The sequence below is a fragment of the Sphingomicrobium arenosum genome, assembly GCF_026157085.1.
Taxonomy (GTDB): Bacteria; Pseudomonadota; Alphaproteobacteria; order Sphingomonadales; family Sphingomonadaceae; genus Sphingomicrobium; species Sphingomicrobium arenosum.
Genome location: NZ_JANPVN010000001.1, coordinates 583,489 through 600,670 on the forward strand (window position 1 = coordinate 583,489; position 17,182 = coordinate 600,670).

At 66.8% G+C, this 17,182-nt stretch carries 16 protein-coding genes; 8 read left to right on the top strand and 8 right to left on the bottom strand.

All coding sequences use genetic code 11. From position 1 onward, the window contains the following. Window positions 1-2: 2 nt before the first annotated feature. Complete coding sequence (locus tag NUW51_RS02670) at window positions 3-1,046, bottom strand: rod shape-determining protein (protein ID WP_265562508.1); 1,044 nt, start codon at window positions 1,044-1,046, stop codon at window positions 3-5. Window positions 1,047-1,199: 153 nt separating this feature from the next. Here NUW51_RS02670 and mutL point away from each other — a divergent pair, with 153 nt between their 5' ends. After that, window positions 1,200-3,038 (top strand): DNA mismatch repair endonuclease MutL, encoded by a 1,839-nt coding sequence (gene mutL / locus NUW51_RS02675; protein ID WP_265562510.1) that lies wholly within the window; start codon window positions 1,200-1,202, stop codon window positions 3,036-3,038. Here the strand turns inward: mutL and NUW51_RS02680 are convergent. Then, complete coding sequence (locus NUW51_RS02680; RefSeq protein ID WP_265562512.1) at window positions 3,035-4,273, bottom strand: serine hydrolase domain-containing protein; 1,239 nt, start codon at window positions 4,271-4,273, stop codon at window positions 3,035-3,037. The genes mutL and NUW51_RS02680 overlap by 4 nt on opposite strands. 212 nt (window positions 4,274-4,485) lie before the next feature. Between NUW51_RS02680 and NUW51_RS02685 the strand changes: the two genes are divergently transcribed. After that, entirely contained in the window at window positions 4,486-5,088 is a 603-nt protein-coding gene (locus NUW51_RS02685) for an outer membrane protein (RefSeq protein ID WP_265562514.1), read from the top strand. Window positions 5,089-5,196: 108 nt separating this feature from the next. Then, window positions 5,197-5,397, top strand: a complete 201-nt coding sequence (locus tag NUW51_RS02690; protein WP_265562516.1) for a hypothetical protein — start codon at window positions 5,197-5,199, stop codon at window positions 5,395-5,397. Here the strand turns inward: NUW51_RS02690 and ilvC are convergent. Both ilvC and miaA read right to left on the bottom strand, forming a co-directional pair. Next, window positions 5,346-6,344, bottom strand: coding sequence for a ketol-acid reductoisomerase (gene ilvC, locus NUW51_RS02695; protein ID WP_265562518.1), 999 nt, complete (start codon window positions 6,342-6,344; stop codon window positions 5,346-5,348). The genes NUW51_RS02690 and ilvC overlap by 52 nt on opposite strands. A 9-nt stretch (window positions 6,345-6,353) precedes the next feature. After that, on the bottom strand, window positions 6,354-7,277 hold the full coding sequence (gene miaA / locus NUW51_RS02700) for a tRNA (adenosine(37)-N6)-dimethylallyltransferase MiaA (protein WP_265562520.1): 924 nt from the start codon (window positions 7,275-7,277) through the stop codon (window positions 6,354-6,356). Here miaA and serB point away from each other — a divergent pair. Then, window positions 7,276-8,109: a phosphoserine phosphatase SerB gene (serB, locus tag NUW51_RS02705; RefSeq protein ID WP_265562522.1), complete on the top strand. Its 834-nt coding sequence runs from the start codon at window positions 7,276-7,278 to the stop codon at window positions 8,107-8,109. The two genes, miaA and serB, sit on opposite strands and share 2 nt — an antisense overlap. On the opposite strand, the gene NUW51_RS02710 is transcribed toward serB, so the two are convergent. Continuing rightward, window positions 8,106-9,047, bottom strand: coding sequence for an SPOR domain-containing protein (locus NUW51_RS02710; RefSeq protein WP_265562524.1), 942 nt, complete (start codon window positions 9,045-9,047; stop codon window positions 8,106-8,108). The two genes, serB and NUW51_RS02710, sit on opposite strands and share 4 nt — an antisense overlap. A gap of 186 nt (window positions 9,048-9,233) precedes the next feature. Here NUW51_RS02710 and NUW51_RS02715 point away from each other — a divergent pair, with 186 nt between their 5' ends. From NUW51_RS02715 to NUW51_RS02725, 3 genes are read left to right on the top strand one after another with little or no spacing between them, the layout of a single operon-like run. Continuing rightward, on the top strand, window positions 9,234-9,968 hold the full coding sequence (locus NUW51_RS02715) for a ParA family protein (RefSeq protein ID WP_265562526.1): 735 nt from the start codon (window positions 9,234-9,236) through the stop codon (window positions 9,966-9,968). A gap of 24 nt (window positions 9,969-9,992) precedes the next feature. Beyond that, complete coding sequence (locus NUW51_RS02720; protein ID WP_265587991.1) at window positions 9,993-11,243, top strand: hypothetical protein; 1,251 nt, start codon at window positions 9,993-9,995, stop codon at window positions 11,241-11,243. A 28-nt stretch (window positions 11,244-11,271) separates the two neighbouring features. Beyond that, on the top strand, window positions 11,272-12,708 hold the full coding sequence (locus tag NUW51_RS02725; protein WP_265562528.1) for an SPOR domain-containing protein: 1,437 nt from the start codon (window positions 11,272-11,274) through the stop codon (window positions 12,706-12,708). A gap of 76 nt (window positions 12,709-12,784) precedes the next feature. Here NUW51_RS02725 and NUW51_RS02730 read toward each other — a convergent pair whose 3' ends face one another. From NUW51_RS02730 to NUW51_RS02740, 3 genes are read right to left on the bottom strand one after another with little or no spacing between them, the layout of a single operon-like run. After that, the gene (locus NUW51_RS02730) at window positions 12,785-13,690 is read right to left on the bottom strand and encodes an aspartate carbamoyltransferase catalytic subunit (RefSeq protein ID WP_265562530.1); all 906 of its coding nucleotides are present in this window, start codon (window positions 13,688-13,690) and stop codon (window positions 12,785-12,787) included. A gap of 11 nt (window positions 13,691-13,701) precedes the next feature. Continuing rightward, the gene (ruvX, locus tag NUW51_RS02735) at window positions 13,702-14,172 is read right to left on the bottom strand and encodes a Holliday junction resolvase RuvX (RefSeq protein ID WP_265562532.1); all 471 of its coding nucleotides are present in this window, start codon (window positions 14,170-14,172) and stop codon (window positions 13,702-13,704) included. Continuing rightward, the gene (locus NUW51_RS02740) at window positions 14,169-15,371 is read right to left on the bottom strand and encodes a DUF3089 domain-containing protein (RefSeq protein ID WP_265562534.1); all 1,203 of its coding nucleotides are present in this window, start codon (window positions 15,369-15,371) and stop codon (window positions 14,169-14,171) included. The genes ruvX and NUW51_RS02740 overlap by 4 nt, the downstream gene beginning before the upstream one ends. 98 nt (window positions 15,372-15,469) lie before the next feature. Between NUW51_RS02740 and NUW51_RS02745 the strand changes: the two genes are divergently transcribed. Next, on the top strand, window positions 15,470-17,164 hold the full coding sequence (locus tag NUW51_RS02745) for a DUF4153 domain-containing protein (RefSeq protein WP_265562536.1): 1,695 nt from the start codon (window positions 15,470-15,472) through the stop codon (window positions 17,162-17,164). Window positions 17,165-17,182: the final 18 nt, after the last annotated feature.

A 17,182-nucleotide genomic window follows, 5' to 3' on the forward strand; every position in this document is an offset into this window, starting at 1 on the left:
GATCAGACCGTCAGCAACACGCCGCGGAACTGGTCTTCCTCGAGCGCGCGGCCGGTACCCATGGCCACGCATGTCAGCGGATCGTCGGCGACGATGACCGGCAGGCCGGTTTCATCGCGCAGGACTTCATCGAGACCTTCGAGCAGCGCGCCGCCGCCGGTGAGGACGATGCCCTGGTCGCAGATGTCGGCGGCCAGTTCGGGCGCGGTATTTTCGAGCGCGATGCGTACGCCCTCGACAATCGTGCCGACGGGTTCGGACAGCGCTTCGGCGATCTGGCCTTGGTTGATGGCGATTTCCTTGGGAACGCCGTTCACGAGGTCGCGGCCCTTGATGTAGACCGTCTCGCCGATGCCGTCGGCGGGCGGCTTGGCGATGCCGACTTCCTTCTTGATCCGCTCGGCCGTGGCTTCGCCGATCAGGAGGTTGTGGTTGCGGCGAACATAGGAGGAGATGGCTTCGTCCATCTTGTCCCCGCCGACGCGCACGCTGGTGGTGTAGGCAAGGCCGCGCAGCGACAGGACGGCGACTTCAGTGGTGCCGCCGCCGATGTCGACGACCATCGAGCCGACCGGTTCGGTGACCGGCATGTCGGCACCGATCGCAGCCGCCATCGGCTCCTCGATCAGGTAGACGGCGGATGCGCCCGCGTTGGACGCGGCGTCACGAATGGCGCGGCGTTCGACATTGGTCGCGCCCGAGGGAATGCAGATGACGATCTCGGGGAAGCGCCAGGCCTTCATCTTGCCGCCATGCACCTTCTGGATGAAGTGGCTGATCATTTCCTCCGCCACGTCGATGTCGGCGATGACGCCGTCGCGCAGCGGGCGGATCGCGTCGATCGCCTCAGGGGTCTTGCCCATCATGAGCTTGGCGTCGTCGCCGACGGCCTTGACCTTCTTGATGCCGTTGACGGTTTCGATCGCGACCACGGACGGTTCGTTCAGCACGATCCCGCGCCCACGAACGTAGACGAGCGTGTTGGCGGTGCCGAGGTCGATGGCCATGTCATGGCTCATCCATTTGAACCATTTCGTCCAGAACATATGGGCGTCTTCCATTTTGTTGTTATGGTGGCCGCAACGCACAAGGAGGCGCAGGGTCTCCAATGGTTAAACAAATATCGTTGAAAGCTTATTGAATTTCGGCGGAAATCCGGGCTCCCAGGCGCGGGGAACAAGTGGGCGAATATAGTTGATATGTCAATAAGAAGGCTGCCGAATTCCCTCATCGACCGGATCGCGGCAGGCGAGGTCGTCGAACGGCCCGCGAGCGCGTTGAAGGAACTGGTCGAGAATGGACTGGACGCGGGCGCGAAGCGCATCCGGGTCCAGCTCGAAGGCGGCGGCACCACCCGCATTCTCGTCGAGGACGACGGCCATGGCATGACAAGCGCGGACATGGCGCTGGCCCTCGAGCGCCATGCAACGAGCAAGCTGCCCGACGAGGCGATCGAGGAAGTGGCGAGCTTCGGCTTTCGCGGCGAGGCCTTGCCCTCGATCGCCAGCGTGTCGCGCTTCACGCTCGAAAGCCGCTCGGCAGAAGGCGGCGATGGGTGGCGCATCGTCACCGACCATGGCCAGCGCATCGAGACCGGTCCTGCGAGCCTTCCGCAAGGGACGCGGGTCACGGTCGAGGATCTCTTCGCCAAGGTGCCGGCGCGGCGCAAGTTCATGCGGAGCCCGCGCGCCGAATATCAGGCGGCATTGGACACCATGCGCCGGCTGGCCATGGCGCGGCCCGATGTCGCCTTTCGCTTCGAGCATGACGGGCGCACGATCATCGCCGTCCAGCCGCAGACTGCGCCCGAGCGCGTCGCGGCGCTGCTGACCCCCGATCTCGCGCGCAACGCCGTGGGCGTCGAGCATCAGCGCGGCGACCTCAGGCTGGAAGGCGTGGTCAGCCTGCCGACCTTCAATCGCGGCATGGGCGACCAGCAATATCTGTTCGTCAACGGGCGTCCGGTGAAAGACAAGCTGCTCGTCGGTGCGCTGCGCGGCGCCTATCGCGACCTCATCGCGCGTGACCGCCATCCGATCGCGGCGCTGTTCGTCAGCTGTCCGACGAGCGAAGTGGACATCAACGTCCATCCCGCCAAGACCGAGGTGCGCTTTCGCGATCCGCAAGGCGTTCGCGGACTGATCGTCGGCGGGGTGCGGCGCGCGCTGGAAGAGGCGGGGCATTTGTCGGCAGCGCGCGAACAGCATGCCCAGCCTGCCAACTGGCAGGTGGAGGGGCAGGGGCCGGCGGCGGGGCAGGGCGACCTTGCCATGCCGCCGTCCGCGCCCATGGCGCAGCCCTTGCCGCAAGGGACGGGGCTCCCCTCGGGCGTGCGCGAGATGCCGGCGCCTTATGTCGCGCCAGCGGGGCGGAGCGACGGTTTCGCCGCGGTGATGGCCGCCGCGCCGCTCGCCCGCGCCGAGGCGGCTGTTGCGCCCGTGCCCGAGGCGAGCCGTCACCCGCTGGGTGCTGCTCGCGGTCAGATCGCCGCCACCTATGTCGTCGCCGAGGCCGAAGACGGACTGGTCATCGTCGACCAGCATGCCGCGCACGAGCGGCTCGTGCTCGAGGCGATGCGTAGCGCGCGCGAGGGACAAGGGGTGGCCAGCCAACCCTTGCTGATCGCCGAGCCGGTCGAATTGGACGAGGCCGATTGCGAGCGACTGGAGGAGGCCGCTACCGAGCTCTTGAAGTTCGGGTTGGAAATCGAGCGCTTCGGGCCTTCGACGATGCTGGTGCGCGCCACCCCCGCGCCGCTCGGCGACAAGGTGCGCGCACCGCAGCTTCTCGCCGACATTGCCGCCGAACTGGCCGAATTGGGCAGCGCGCCGACATTGCAGGACCGGCTAGACCTGGTGGCGGGCACCATGGCCTGCCACGGATCGGTCCGCGCCGGTCGTATCCTGTCGGTGGCGGAAATGAACGCGCTTTTGCGCCAGATCGAGACCACGCCGCATTCGGGGCAGTGCAACCACGGCCGACCGACCTGGGTGAAGCTCGCGCTAGGCGATGTCGAGAAGCTGTTCGGGCGCCATTAGTCGTCGAGGGGCTTGCTGTTCGACAGGAATTCCTCGTCGATCAGCAGGTCGTAGACCTGCCAGTAGAGCTCGTCGCCAGCTTGACCGTTGGTGAGCACGACGACGCCGCGCCCGGTATCGGGGTGGCCGAACATGAAGCTCTTGAAGGCATTGCCGTTATTGCCGCTGTGATAGAAATAGCGGGTGTCTCCCTTGCGCTCGATGCCGAGGCCGAAGCCGCCTGGCAGGTTGTCGTGCCAGCGCTCGCCATGGGCGCTGAGCATCCAGTGACGCGACTGGGGCGAAATCTTCCATTCTGCGGCGGGCGTCGTGTCCATCAGGAGCGTCATGAAGCGGGCGTAATCCTCGGCGCTGGCGCGGATCGAGCCGGGGACCCCGGCATCGATATCGGTCGGCTGGCTCATCTGGGTGAAGGACAAATCAGCCACCCTCGGCGACACCGGATGTGCGACCCGTAAGGCGTTGAACCAGTCCCACATCGTCCAGCTGTCGATGTCGCGATCCCAGCGCTCCGCGACGGCCTGTATCGCCGGCCCCCAAGCATCGCCAAATTCGCGATGGGCTTTTACCTCTCCGGTATCACGATCGATGTAGTGACCGGTGGCCGTTCGAGCGCCGATTTCGGGGCGCCACCCCAGGCTGGCGTCGATCTGGCCCGGCTCGAAGATATATTCGTCCAAGAGCTCGGTGGTCGATTTCTGCGTGACGGTTTCGAGCACTTGCTGGAGCCACATGAAGGCTTCGCCCGAATAACTTTCGCAGGTGCCGGGTTTGCATTTGGGGACCATCGCGGCGGCCGCATCGGGGGCGGCTGGACGCCAATTCTGGAGCCCGGTGCGATGCGTCATGACATGGCGCACGGTGATCTCGCGGTTCCATTCATGTTCGGGCATGTCGAAGGGCACGACATAATCGACGAGCTTGTCGTCGAGCCCGATCCGGCCCTCCTCGAGCATGCGCAGCACGAGATAGGCGAAGATCGGTTTGGAGAGCGAGGCGACCTGGAAGAGCGTTTCATCGGTGACGGGCTGACGGGTCTCGACGTTCATGACGCCGTAATTGGCGTGCCAGCGGACCTCACCATCATCGATCACCGCGATCTGCATGCCGGGGACGCCCGACGCGGCGTGCAGCGCTTCCAGTGCCGTCTGTTCTGCGGCGTCGGGAACCCAACTGGTCGGAGCGGACTGGGAGAGCGTGGCAGCCGCGACGAGCGTGAACGAGATCGACATCATCTTGGTCCCCTTAGGATCGTGACCGAGAGCCTAGGGGGGACGGGCGGTCGGGACCAATCGTTTCGTCGATAGAACGACCGCTCTGGTCGAAACCCTCACTCGCCCTCGAGCGCGCCTTTCATGTCGATGAACCGGCGTCTCACCACTCGTTCAGGACGGGCTCGCAATGAACCCCGTCAGGGAGAATTTCATCGGCATCCAGAGGAGTATCCATGCTGAAAACAAGTCTAGCCGCCGCCACCGCATTGGGGGCATTGGCCACGGCCACGCCTGCGGCCGCGCAATTTGCCCCTTCGGGGCCGCGCGTCGAACTGCAACTCGGCAGCGAGACCGACCTCGTCGATTTGGGTACCGAAGACTATGATCTGTCGGGCACGTATCTGGGCTTTGGCGCAGGCTACGACTTCTCGCTCGGTGTGGTCGCGCTCGGCATCGATGTCGAGGCTGGCCAGAGCAATATCGAGGAAGATGTCGCCTTCGAGGATGTCGATGGTTTCGTGACTGGCGTCATCGAGAATGACACCGACCTCTATATCGGCGGTCGTCTTACCGTGCCGGTCGGTCGGCTGTTCGATCTCTATGCAAAGGCGGGCTACACCAACCTCAAGACCGTTTACGATCTAGCGATCGACGATGGCGAGACGGTGACCTACGAGCTGATCGAGGACAATGAAGGCGGCTATCGCCTCGGTGCCGGCGGTCGTTACTATATCGGTCGCGGCACCTATCTCGGCGGCGAATATCGCTATTCGCGCTATGAAGACAGCGAGATCAACAAGCACCAGGCCGTGGCCACGCTCGGGATCCGCTTCTAACAATTGTCAGACCGAAAAAGGACGCCTCCTTCGCGCTTTGACGCGGGGGAGGCGACTTTTTGTCGGGAGGCTGCTATGAGCCGTGCCATCACGTCCCGGGAGGCGAGCATGGCAGAACAGGATCGTATCTATTTCGCGCAGCGCGCCGCCGAGGAAATGGAGCGCGCGCAAGGCGCTCACGATCCCGCGGTCAGTGACGTGCATCGCCGCATGACCCGACGGTACCTGGAGCGCGCGCTGGTCGGCGATCGCCCCGGTCAGTCGCTCGACGAGGACGGACTGGTCGGCGAGATGTCGTCGAGCCGCTGACGCGCCGCCTCGGCGGGATGCGCACGCGCCCGGTCGCGGGCCTTCGACAAAAGCGGGTAGCCCTCGGCCGCTTCTTCGGCGAGCTGGGCGGCGAATTCGCCTTCACGCACGCTCTTCATGATGTCGCGCATGCGGGTGCGGACATGATGATCGACGATGGCCGGTCCGCCGAGCACCGCGCCAAGCTCGGCGGTGTTGGAAATGACCTCGCGCATGGCGGCAATCCCGCGCTCGTCGACGAGATCGGCGAGGAGTTTCAGTTCCTTGACGCATTCGAAATAGGCGACCTCTTCGGAATAGCCCGCCTCGACGAGGGTTTCATAACCGGCCAGCAGGAGCGCGGGGACGCCGCCCCAGACGACCGCTTGCTCGTTGAACAGGTCGGCGACGCATTCTTCCTCGAAGCTCGAGGCGATGAGCCCGGCGCGCGCGCAGCCGATGGCGCGGCCATAGGCGAAGGCGATGTTGCGGGCATGGCCGCTGCGATCCTGCGCGACGGCCCAGAGCGCGGGCATGCCCTTGCCCTCGGTGTGGAGCTGGCGAAGCGCCGTGCCGGGACCCTTGGGCGCGATGAGCAGGAGGTCCAAGTCCTCACGCGGGCGAATGTGGTTGAAGTGCACGGCGAGGCCGTGGCTGAAACCCAGCGCGCTGCCCGGTTCGAGCGCGGGTTCGATCACGCCGTAAATGCCGGTCATGAGTTCGTCGGGCACGAGCATCATGGTGAGGGCCGCACCCTTTGGCGCCTTATCGAGGGCGAGGGGGGTGAGGCCGTCGGCGCGCACCCTGTCGAACGTGTCGCTGCCCTCGCGAAGACCGACGACAACGTCGATCCCGCTGTCGGCGAGGTTGAGCGCCTGGGCGCGACCCTGGTTGCCATAGCCGATGATGGCGACGCGCTTACCCGCCAGCGGAGCGGGGTCGATGGCCTGTTCGGTGACGATCTGCATGAGACGACCTTAGGCGGGGGGATCGAGCAGGGCTAGGGCGGCGATGATGGCGGCCTCGCTGTCGAGCGGATCGGTGTAGCGCGGCCAATCGTCGGGGGTCTGGCCGCGAAACCAGGTATATTGGCGCTTCATATATTGGCGCGTGGCGAGCTGACCCGCGGCGATGGCGTCGGCGAGGCTGGTCTCGCCCGACAGATGCGCGATGAGTTCGGGCACGCCGATGGCGCGCATCACGGGAAGAATGGGGTCGAGGTCACGGGCCAGCAGCGCGCGCGCTTCGTCGAGGGCGCCATGCTCGACCATGGTCTCGAAGCGTCGGTTGCAGCGCTTCGCGAGCCAGTCGCGCGGTGGCAGAAGGAGCAGCGGGCGAAGCTGGACATCATCGCCGATGCCGCCTTCCTTGCGCGCTTGCCAATAGCTGAGCGGCTGGCCGGTCGAGCGAATGACCTCGAGCGCGCGGGCGACGCGCAGCGTGTCGCCGGCATTGAGCCGTGCGGCTGCCTCGGGATCCTCCTGCTGGAGCGCTGCATAATTGTCGGCGGTCGGGGCCTTGCGGATCGCGGTTCGAATAGCCGGGTCGATGTCAGGGACCGGGGCGATGCCCTGGAGCAGACTGCGAAGATAAAGGCCGGTGCCGCCGACGAGGATGGGGAGCTTGCCCGCCGCATGGGCAGAAGCGATCTCGTCCCTCGCGAGCCGCACCCAATCGCCCGCCGAACAGGGGTGCGCGCCATCGCGCACGCCATAGAGGCGGTGGGGCGCGCGCGCTTGTTCGGCGGCGGCGGGGCTGGCGGCGAGGATCGACAGGTCGGCATAAATTTGCGCGCTGTCGGCATTGATGACGATCCCTCCATCGGCCTCGGCGAGGCGCAGCGCGAGTTCGGACTTGCCGCTGGCGGTCGGACCCGCGATGAGGGCGAGAGGAGGCTTCATGACCATTGCCACGCTGATAGCAGCCGATCCGCTCAATGCCAGCCATGTCGAGGCGCTCGCCCGGCGGCACGGTGCCGAACTCCACTGGCATGACGAGCGCGCGGCGCGGTTGCGCGGGGTCGGCGATCGGCTGCGCGCTGATATGGATGGGATGGCGGCAGACGTCATCTTTCATGCCGGCGGGCGACCCGCTCTATTTCTTGCCGACATGGACAGCACCATGATCGGGCAGGAGTGTATCGACGAGCTCGCCGCCGAGGCGGGGGTAGGGGAGCGCGTCGCCGACATCACCGAGCGGGCGATGCGCGGCGAGCTCGACTTCGAGGGCGCGCTCAAGGAGCGACTGGCACTGCTAGAAGGCCTCGAAGACGCGGTGATCGACAGGCTGCTCGCGACCCGTATCAAGCCCAATGACGGCGCGCGGCGATTGGTTCGCACGCTCCAGCACCATGGCGTGCGCACCGTGCTGGTCTCGGGCGGCTTCACCGCTTTTGCCGACCGTATCGGGGCGCAGCTCGGATTCGACCGGGTCGTCGCCAACCGGCTCGGCACTGTTAACGGCAAGCTGACGGGGGCAGTCGACGGGGCGATCGTCGATGGCGCGGTCAAGCAGGCGACGCTCGAAGCGGAGCGGGCGAAAGTGGGCGGGCCGGTGATCGCGATCGGCGACGGGGCGAATGACCTGCCGATGCTCGGCGCGGCCGATCTGGGCATCGCCTACCGTGCCAAGCCCAAGGTCGCGGCGGCGGCCGATGCGCGGCTCGATCACGCCCCGCTCGACGCGCTCCTGTGGATTTTCGACATTGCACGCGAGGATTGGCTCACCGACTAGGGCCGGATCGTGAAGCAGGAGCGCCCGCTGGCCTCGAGTGCAGCGCAGGCGCGTTCGGCGCTTGCCGCATCAGCAAACCCGGTGATTCGCAGCCGGGTGATGCCGCCGCCATCGACATAGAGCGGCGACTTGCCGGCAAGCGCGGGCATGTCCTGCAGTTCCGCGTAGAGCCCTTCCGCCGCACCTTCTTGCGTAAAGGCGCCGAGCTGGATCGAATAGGTCCCGCTGCTCATCGCCGACATGCGCTGGGCTGCGGACCTGGCATCCACCCCGGCCTCCACTGACGGTTCCAGACGGGGCGGAGGCCTGGTTACGGGCGGTGTCGGTCGCGGCGCTGCCGCGGCCTCGCGCCGATCCTCGAGAATGGTCGCCAGCTGTTCCTGCCCGGTGGCGAGCGACTGGGCGAGGGCAACGCCCCGGCGGCGGGTCTCGACCGGAAGGAGTCGGTCCATTTCGGCCAGCGTGGTCTTGGCAGGCGCAAGGTCCCTGGCGGCGGCGCGGCTGACGAGCGCATAGCCGGTGACCATGTCGCGGGTGAGCGTCTCCCCGTTGAACAAGGCCGTGCCGTAGACGAGCATGGCACGCGGTTCGCCGGCATCGGCGGCGTCGCGCAGCCAGCGCAGTCCCTCCGCCCGCTCGCCCTGACCGAACAGCATGAGCCCGAGATTGGTGCGCGCGCCCATGTGGCCCTGCCGCGCGGCGCGTTCGAACAGGCCGCGGGCGCGATTCTTGTCGACCGCCACTCCGCGCCCCAGTCGATAGGCCTGGCCGAGGTTGAACAGCGCATCGCGGTCCCCCGCCTCGGCGAGCGGCGCCCAGATGGCGACGGCGCGTTCATGCTCGCCGCCGCGCCACGCCGCGATGCCCTGTGCGACCTCGCTGGAGGGCGGGGCCGGGGCGAGGGCGAGGAGGAGGGCGGAAAAAATCGGCGTCGACATGCTTACCATTTCGCTACCATATCCGTTTGAAATGCCGTCACTAAGTTGCGTGTCCTACAGTGCCACATTCGCCCCGCGATGCAAGCAGGGGCACATCCCCCAAAAAGCGTTAACCAGATTTTAGTGCCCTTCAGGCCAATTGGCAGGGATACGAAATATTCGTCCAATTCCGGCGAGGGGAAAATAATGCGCGTTCTGGCTATGGCATCGCAGAAGGGTGGCTCGGGCAAGACCACCGTTTCGGGCCACCTGGCGGTTCAGGCTCAACGGGCCGGCCACGGTCCGGTCTGTCTTATCGACATCGATCCGCAGGGCTCGCTCGCCGACTGGTGGAACGAGCGCGAGGATGAAATGCCCGCGTTCGCCCAGACCACGGTTGCGCGTCTCGCGTCCGACCTCGAAGTGCTGCGCCAGCAGGGCTTCAAGCTGGCCGTGATCGATACGCCGCCGGCCATCACCATGGCCATTCAGTCGGTCATCGCGGTGGCCGAGCTCGTCATCATCCCGACCCGTCCGAGCCCGCACGATCTGCGCGCCGTCGGCGCCACGGTCGACCTGTGCGACCGCGCCGGCAAACCCGCCATCTTCGTCGTCAACGCCGCGACCCCCAAGGCCAAGATCACCTATGAAGCGGCGGTCGCGCTGTCGCAGCATGGCACGGTCGCGCCGGTCACGGTCCATCACCGCACCGACTTCGCCGCCTCGATGATCGATGGCCGCACCGTCATGGAAATCGATCCCGAGGGTCGTAGCGCGCAGGAGATCACCGAGCTGTGGTCCTATGTCGCCGATCGCCTCGAGAAGAATTTCCGTCGCACCGTCTTTGCCGCTCCCAACGTGGGGGGCAGCGCGCCGGCGCAGGGCGGGCAGCCCGCCGCGCCGCGTCCGGTCGGTGGCTTCGGTCGCCGGGTCGTCGGTTAAGCAGCGCTGGGAGGAGCGAGACAGATGAATGCACCAAAGGCATTCGCGTCGCTCTCCGGAGGCCTCCTTGCTCGCAAGGGATCGGCCCGTCCGGCGATGCGCCGCCAGAATTTCGGCCAGGTCGGCCCGGGGGGTCTCGACGACCTCGGCTGGAACGACATGGGTTTCGACACCGCCAACCAGCCCGGCGAGGGCGAGGGCGCGTCGATCGAACATATCAACCGCAACCCGCTGTCGGGCCTGAGCCCGTCGCAGCCGGTGGTCCACGATCACCAGGCCAAGCTCGCCGCCGAATATGGCGAGGGCGACGAGGATCTGGGCGATTATGCCGACGACGGCGCCGATCTCGAGGATAACACGGCCGAGCTGTGGGATCCCGAGGCCGAGGGCGACGACGTCAACATCTTTGCCGGTCATCGCGACGCGAAGAAGGCCGACGCCTTCACCGCGAAAGTGCCGCAGGCCGAGGATGCCGACGAGGACGCTGCCGCCGCGCTCGAGGTCCCGACCTCGCGCCCGACCGTCTTCGATGCGCCGCCGGTGTCGCAGAGCACCTTCTCGGCCAGCCGCGGCGTGCCGGCCGACGAGCCGACCGCTTTCGATCCGCAGCCGGAGACGGCCGAGGACGAGGCCGAAGCGCCCAAGCTGATGCGCACCGTGGCCGATCTTGCGCCGCTCACGCAGCAGCAGAAGAGCGAGGGCGGTGCCTGGGGCGAAGACGAGGACGCCGAGGCCTATGCGCCCGCGCCGACCCCGGACATCGCGCAGGGCCTGTCGGGTGCCGACGCTTATGCCGATGACGAAGAGGGCGAGGACGAAGAGGACATCTTCGGTCTCGAGGAAGAAGCGACTGCCGAGGAAGAGGCAGGCGAAGACTTCGACCCCACCGTCAACAACCGTTTCGCCGCCTTCCTCTCGCGTCCGGCTCCGCAGCCGGTCTTTGAAGAAGAAGTCGCCGAAGAAGAAGAACTTGTCCTCGGCGCCGACATGCAGGTCGACGCCGACACCGAAACCGCGGCCTATGACGAGGTCGAGGACGATAGCGATTGCAACGCGCTGTCCAACCTCGACGTCGCCGAAGCCAAGGCCGGTGCCAAGGACAAGGCCGCCTTCACGCTGCGCCTCGATCGGGAGCGCCATCTCAAACTGCGTCTCGCCTGTGCCCTTACCGGCCAGTCGGCGCAGAAGATGGTGACCGAGGCGCTCGATCGCCTGCTGGGAGAGATGACCGAGCTCGACGAGCTGGTCGCGCAGGCGAGCGTGGACACCGAATAGGACCGACGAAACCAGGGAAGGGTAGGTCATGAGCAAGACGATGATGGGACGCACGATCGCGCTCGCCGCCATGGCGGCAGCGCTCGGTGCCTGCAGCATGTCCGATGGCGGCATGGGCGGCTTTGCCGGCAATGTCGACAAGGAGAATATCGGACTGGCGAGCCGCGCGCAGGCCGCGCTGATCGAAGGCAATCACGGCGAGGCGATCCAGCTTGCCGAGCGTGCCGTCGAGGCGAGCCCGACCGATGCGGGTTTCCGCACGCTGCTCGGCAATGTCTATTTCGCCGATGGGCGTTTCGCTTCGGCAGAGGCTGCTTATCGCGATTCGCTGACGCTCATGCCCGCCCAGCCCAAGGTCATCATGAAGAAGGCCCTCGTGCAGATCGCGCAGGGCAAGCAGCGTGAAGCGCTGTCGGGGCTCGAGCAGGCGCGCGGCTATGTCGATGCCGCCGACCTCGGTCTCGCCGTTGCCATGGCCGGTCGCCCGCAGGTCGCGCTCGAAATCCTCGAGACCGCTGCGCGCAGTCCCGCCGCCGATGCCCGCACCCGCCAGAACCTCGCGCTCGTCAATGCGATGAACGGCAATTGGGAAGCCGCCCGCATCATCGCCGCGCAGGACGTGCCCGCCGACCAGCTCGACGCGCGCCTCCAAGGCTGGATGCAGATGGCCAACCCCGAACATCCCTCGCATCAGGTCGCCGCGCTGATCGGCGTGACCCCGGCCGCCAGCGATCCGGGCCAGCCCGTTCGTCTCGCGCTCAACGGGAATGCCGACCAGCCGCGTTATGCAAGCCTCGCGCCGCAGCAGCAGGCCGCGCCTGCGCCGGTTGCCGCTGCTCCCGTCGTGGCCGCACCTGTTGTTGCCGCCCCGGTCGCGGTCGCCGAAGCCGCCCCTGCGCCGCAGCCGAGCATCGCGCCCGAGCCGGCGCCGACCGTTCTGGCCGCGAACGTGGATATTCCCGTGCGTGACATCGAACTGGTCGACGTGACCGCCGAAGCGGCCGCCGCCGACGAGGCCGAGGCCCGTCCGTCGCTCGATGTCGACCCGATCGCGCCGGTCGCGATGGTGGCCGCAGCTGCTCGCGCGGCGCGTGACGTCGCTCCGGCGCCGGCGTTGAGCCGCGAGACCACGCGCCTGACCGAATCGGTTCGCTCGATCCGCGCCGAAGCGGTGGCGTCCGAAAAGGCGAGCCGCTCGGTCGTCCAGCTCGGCAGCTATTCGCAGCGCTCCAGCCTGCAGCGCGGCTGGACCGTGGCGACCGCCAAGTTCGACCCGATCAATGCCTATCAGCCGATGGCCGCCCGCTTCGAGCATCAGGGCAAGACCTATTATCGTCTCGCCGCGCATGGCTTTGCCAGCGATGCGGCAGCGCGCGATTTCTGCGTCGATGTCCGTTCGGCCGGCGGCGAGTGCTTCGTCCGCAAGATGGCAGGCGACGCGCCGACCCGTTTCGCCTCGCGCTAAGCGAGCGCGTCAACCGACACCTAGGTGTCCGCATGACCAGCCCTCGATCCTCATCGGATCGGGGGCTGTTCTTGTGTCAGCTGGTAACGGCGGCCGGTTCGTTGATAGCGAGGTCGAGGACGGCCATGCGCATGGCGACCCCCATCTCGACCTGCGCGGTGATGAGCGAATGTTCGCTGTCGGCCAGCTCGCCGAGGATTTCCACGCCGCGGTTCATCGGTCCAGGGTGCATGATCACCGCGCCTGGCGCTGCCGTCGCGAAGCGTTTCTCGGTAAGGCCGTAACGTGCCAGATATTCGCCGGGTGCGTCGCCGAGATCGGCGGCGAGGCGTTCGCGCTGGATCCGCAGCATCATGACGACGTCGGCACCCGCGACGGCATCGTCGATCCCGTCGGCGCCGTCATGCCCCTCCGGCATCAGCGCGGCAGGGCCCGCGAGGGTCACGTCCGCGCCGAGCCGTTCGAGCAGGGCGTGGGTCGAGGACGCCACGCGGCTGTGACGGATGTCGCCGCAAATGGCGACCTTGAGCCCGTCGACCCGCCCGAAATGATGGTGGATGGTGGCGACATCGAGCAAGCCTTGCGTGGGATGCTCGCCGGTGCCGTCGCCCGCATTGACGACCGCCGCGCGGATCGTCTCGGCGACCGTGTCGGGCGCGCCGGGTTCGGGATGGCGCATAACCAGCGCATCGACCTGCATCGCATCGATCGTCAGCGCGGTATCGATGAGCGTCTCGCCCTTGGCGAGGCTCGATTGCCCGGCGGGAAGGGTGGTGACCATCGCGCCGAGGCGCTGCGCGGCCATGTCGAAGCTCAGGAGGGTGCGGGTCGAATTCTCGAAAAAGGCGAGGACGATGCTGCGCCCCGCCAGCCGGTCGACGCGCTTGTCCGCGCCGCGGTTATGCTCGAGCCAATGCTCGGCCTCTCGCAGGAGGTGGTCGAGCTGGTCGTCGGACAGGTCGCTGGGGCGAATGATGTGCATGGCCCCGCTCCCTAGTCGCGATGCGCGATGTTGACCAGCGCGTCGATCGCGCCCTGGAGGATGTGCGCGGCGGCCATGGCATCGACCTTGTCGGCGCGCTTGGCGCGGCTCACGTCGGCGTCGATCATGGCGCGCTCGACCGCCTGCGTCGACCAGCGTTCGTCCCACAGGAGAACGGGCAGGCCGAGCGGGGCGATGTTGCGCGCGAAGGCACGGGTCGACTGGGTGCGCGGACTGTCGGTCCCGTCCATGTTGAGCGGCAGGCCTAGGACGAGGCCGGATATGCCCTGTGCTTCGACGAACGCAGTCAGCTGGGCAAGGTCCTTCTGAAACTTGGTGCGGCGGATCGTCTCGGCGGGCCCTGCAAAGCTCCATGCCGCATCGCAGGTCGCCAGCCCGATTGTCTTCGTGCCGACGTCGAGGCCGGCGAGCTTGCCGCCCGGGCAGGCCTCGTAAAAGTCGATAGCATTGTCATGGATCATGCAGCGTCGTCCCGCGCCTCGGCCGACGTGCCCCACGTCGCATGGCGGCGGTAAAGGTCCTCGCGGATCGCGCCCCAGAAGAGCGCATAGTCGAAGACGTGGTAATTGTTGCCGGGCAGGACATAGGGGCCGAGCGCGGGCAACTCGCCGTTGAGGATGAGGAGGCCGCGCTCGCAGCGGGCCCCCACCGATCCGGGCAGGAGTTGCGCGGTCGTCAGCCTCTCGTCGGGCACGAGCAGTCCGGGGTTCTCGGCGGGCGCGGCCTCGCGCGGCTCGCCGCCGGTCAGCGGATTGGTGCAGACCAGCCGCTCGCGCTCGCGATCGAGACCGGCATAGCCGTCGGCCTTGAGCCAGTCGCGCAGCACCAGATTGGCATTGGGCGGATCGCCAAAAGTGAGCCAGCTCATGAGGCAGGCGCTCTGGTCGGGATCAGAGCAGGCGGGCAGGCCGGTGGCGGGGAGGTCGGCCTCGGCATCGACGGGCCATCCGACGATGTAGGCGGCGACGAGCCGGTCGCCGAGCGTTTCGCGCTGGTCGGCGAGCAGCCGCAGGGCATGGAGCGCGCCCTGGCTGTGCCCAGCGATCACCAGCGGGCCATCGGGATTGTTCTCGACGAAGACGGAAAAGGCGTCGACGAGATCGCCATAGGCGACATCGAGCGCGGCTTGCGCATTGGCCGATTGCGACAGGAAGGTGCCGAAGGTGGCCTGCCGATAGCGGGGCGCCCACACTTCACCGATATTGTTGAACGCGCTCGCCTGGCTGCGCACGAACAATTCGGCGCGGGTCTTGGCCATGCCGGTGAGCGCCATGTCGGCGTTCCAGCGGTCGGTCAGGAGATAGGTTGTCGGGTGGATGAAGAAGACGGCGACAGGGCGCTCGCCATTGCCCTCGACAGTTTCGGCATCGGTCGCGGTCGCTTCCACGTCACCGCCTTCCGCGGAGATTTCGACCTGTGCGGCGCCCTGATAGGGATCGGGCTGCCAGTCGGCGAGGCTGCCTTCCATGTCGGGGCGCGCCCACCAGGCGTCGAGGCTCGCATAGATCGACTCCTCCTGTTCGGGCGGCGCGACGAACTCGACCTTCGGCATCGCCTGGTCGGCAAGGATGCGGTCGCCATATTGGAAGAAGATGAAGGCGCCGGCCACCACGAGCAGGGTGCAAAGCGCGACGATCCAGAGAAAGATGCGAGCTAACATGATTGCTGAGGTAGCGATGGCCTTGCCGCGCTGCAACATCGCTTGAAGACTGGGTTCTGCTGGGGCAGGGTCGGCGCAACTTGTGGGGGACGGAAAAGATGACGACAGATCAGGAGGCCGCGTGGCCGGAACGTCCGTGGATTCTCGCGGCGATCGGTGCGTTGGGAGCGCTGATCTTCTCCATCCTGATCGACCATGATTACGAGACGCCGCTGAGCATCGCCGAGCGCGCCGGGGCGACTTTCACGGCGGTGACGACGGCCGCCTTGCTCTTCACGCTCGAACGGCGCCGGTGGAGCTGGAGCCTCGGTTTCGCGCTCGTCGCGGGCGTGGTCATGGCGCTCGTCGGGTGGAGCACGGCGTCCTATAACGACGGACGCTCGATCTTCGATTATCCTTATTTCTCGGGACTGTTTGCGGTGCTGGTCGCGGCGCCCTTCTTCCAGGCCGCGCGTGACGAAGGGCGATTGGTCCGCGATTTCGCACCGCTGCATCATTATGGCTGGACCGATGCCGTCATCGGCTTTTCGGCGCTGCTTTTCACGGGCCTGACCTTCGCGCTGCTGTGGATGCTCGCGGCCTTGTTCGATTCGATCGGCATCGACGTGCTGCGAGACCTGCTCGAAAACGAACAGGCGGCCTGGGCCATCGCGGGTTTTGCGTTTGGCGGGGCGGTCGGGATGCTTCGCGAGCGCGATCGCCTGTTTGGGGGCTTGCTCAAACTGGTGATGGTCGTGCTCGCGGTGCTGGCGCCCTTGATGGCGATCACGCTCGCCCTGTTTCTCGTTGCGTTGCCGATCACCGGCTTTGCCAGGCTGTGGGAATCGGGCCTGCCCGAAACGCCTCTCCTGCTCGCCTCGGCGGCATGGGGTCTTCTTCTCGCCAATGCGGTCTTCGGGACGGGGGAGGGCGATGAGCCCGCGCGCCCCTCGCTCAAGTGGAGCGCCTTTACACTGACGCTGGTCATCCTGCCGCTCGCGCTGCTGGCAGCGGTCAGCATGGGGCTGCGCATCGAGCAATATGGCTGGACGCCCGACCGCCTGTGGGGCGCGATCGTGATCGCGCTGGCGCTGGCATATGGGTTTGCGGCGGCGTGGGCGGCGTGGAAGGGTCGGGGCGATTTCGCGCCGTTCCGCCGCGCGCAGGTGTCGCTCGGCTTCGTCGTCGTCGGGCTTGCACTGTTCCTTGCGCTGCCGATCCTCGACTTCGGCGCGATCAGCACGCGCAGCCAGCTGGCGCGGCTGGAGTCGGGCGAGGTGACGCCGGCGCGCTTCGACTATCGCGCCATGGCGTTCGACTTCGGTCCGGAGGGGCGCGCCGCGCTCGAACGGCTCAAGAGCGACGATCGGGCGCTGGTCGCGGAGCTCGCGACCAAGGCGCTCCAATCGGACAATCGCTGGGAGCTCGAGCAGGAGATCGAGGTGGCTGCGGGCGATGCACAGCTCGACGAGACGCTCATTCTCGTCCCGGAAAATCTGGAGCTCAGTCGCGACGAGCGCCGGGCGGTGGCGCGTGAACGTTTTTGCAGCGAACGGCCCTGCATCGTCACGCGGCTCGAAGATGGCGGCCTCTTGATCGTCGGGCGGCGTTGGTCACGCGGGGGACTGGTGCGGGAGGTCGTCACCCCCGAACAGCTCGCCGAGACCGACGGTCCTGTTCGTCCGTCGAGCGTTCCCGTCCCGGAGCCGAAGCTGAGCGATGAGGAGATGCGCAGCGCGACGGTCGAAGTGCGCGAGGAAGTGGTGCGCCGCGTCTATGTGAACGGCGAACCAGTGGGCGCGACCTTCGAATAGCTTGAAGCGCGGGCGCGT

Excerpts from the sequence above, each read along its gene's own strand:
- NUW51_RS02670 (WP_265562508.1), bottom strand. The coding sequence starts at position 1,046 with ATGTTCTGGACGAAATGGTTCAAATGGATGAGCCATGACATGGCCATC.
- mutL (WP_265562510.1), top strand. The coding sequence starts at position 1,200 with ATGTCAATAAGAAGGCTGCCGAATTCCCTCATCGACCGGATCGCGGCA.
- NUW51_RS02680 (WP_265562512.1), bottom strand. The coding sequence starts at position 4,273 with ATGATGTCGATCTCGTTCACGCTCGTCGCGGCTGCCACGCTCTCCCAG.
- NUW51_RS02685 (WP_265562514.1), top strand. The coding sequence starts at position 4,486 with ATGCTGAAAACAAGTCTAGCCGCCGCCACCGCATTGGGGGCATTGGCC.
- NUW51_RS02690 (WP_265562516.1), top strand. The coding sequence starts at position 5,197 with ATGGCAGAACAGGATCGTATCTATTTCGCGCAGCGCGCCGCCGAGGAA.
- ilvC (WP_265562518.1), bottom strand. The coding sequence starts at position 6,344 with ATGCAGATCGTCACCGAACAGGCCATCGACCCCGCTCCGCTGGCGGGT.
- serB (WP_265562522.1), top strand. The coding sequence starts at position 7,276 with ATGACCATTGCCACGCTGATAGCAGCCGATCCGCTCAATGCCAGCCAT.
- miaA (WP_265562520.1), bottom strand. The coding sequence starts at position 7,277 with ATGAAGCCTCCTCTCGCCCTCATCGCGGGTCCGACCGCCAGCGGCAAG.
- NUW51_RS02710 (WP_265562524.1), bottom strand. The coding sequence starts at position 9,047 with ATGTCGACGCCGATTTTTTCCGCCCTCCTCCTCGCCCTCGCCCCGGCC.
- NUW51_RS02715 (WP_265562526.1), top strand. The coding sequence starts at position 9,234 with ATGCGCGTTCTGGCTATGGCATCGCAGAAGGGTGGCTCGGGCAAGACC.
- NUW51_RS02720 (WP_265587991.1), top strand. The coding sequence starts at position 9,993 with ATGAATGCACCAAAGGCATTCGCGTCGCTCTCCGGAGGCCTCCTTGCT.
- NUW51_RS02725 (WP_265562528.1), top strand. The coding sequence starts at position 11,272 with ATGAGCAAGACGATGATGGGACGCACGATCGCGCTCGCCGCCATGGCG.
- NUW51_RS02730 (WP_265562530.1), bottom strand. The coding sequence starts at position 13,690 with ATGCACATCATTCGCCCCAGCGACCTGTCCGACGACCAGCTCGACCAC.
- ruvX (WP_265562532.1), bottom strand. The coding sequence starts at position 14,172 with ATGATCCATGACAATGCTATCGACTTTTACGAGGCCTGCCCGGGCGGC.
- NUW51_RS02740 (WP_265562534.1), bottom strand. The coding sequence starts at position 15,371 with ATGTTAGCTCGCATCTTTCTCTGGATCGTCGCGCTTTGCACCCTGCTC.
- NUW51_RS02745 (WP_265562536.1), top strand. The coding sequence starts at position 15,470 with ATGACGACAGATCAGGAGGCCGCGTGGCCGGAACGTCCGTGGATTCTC.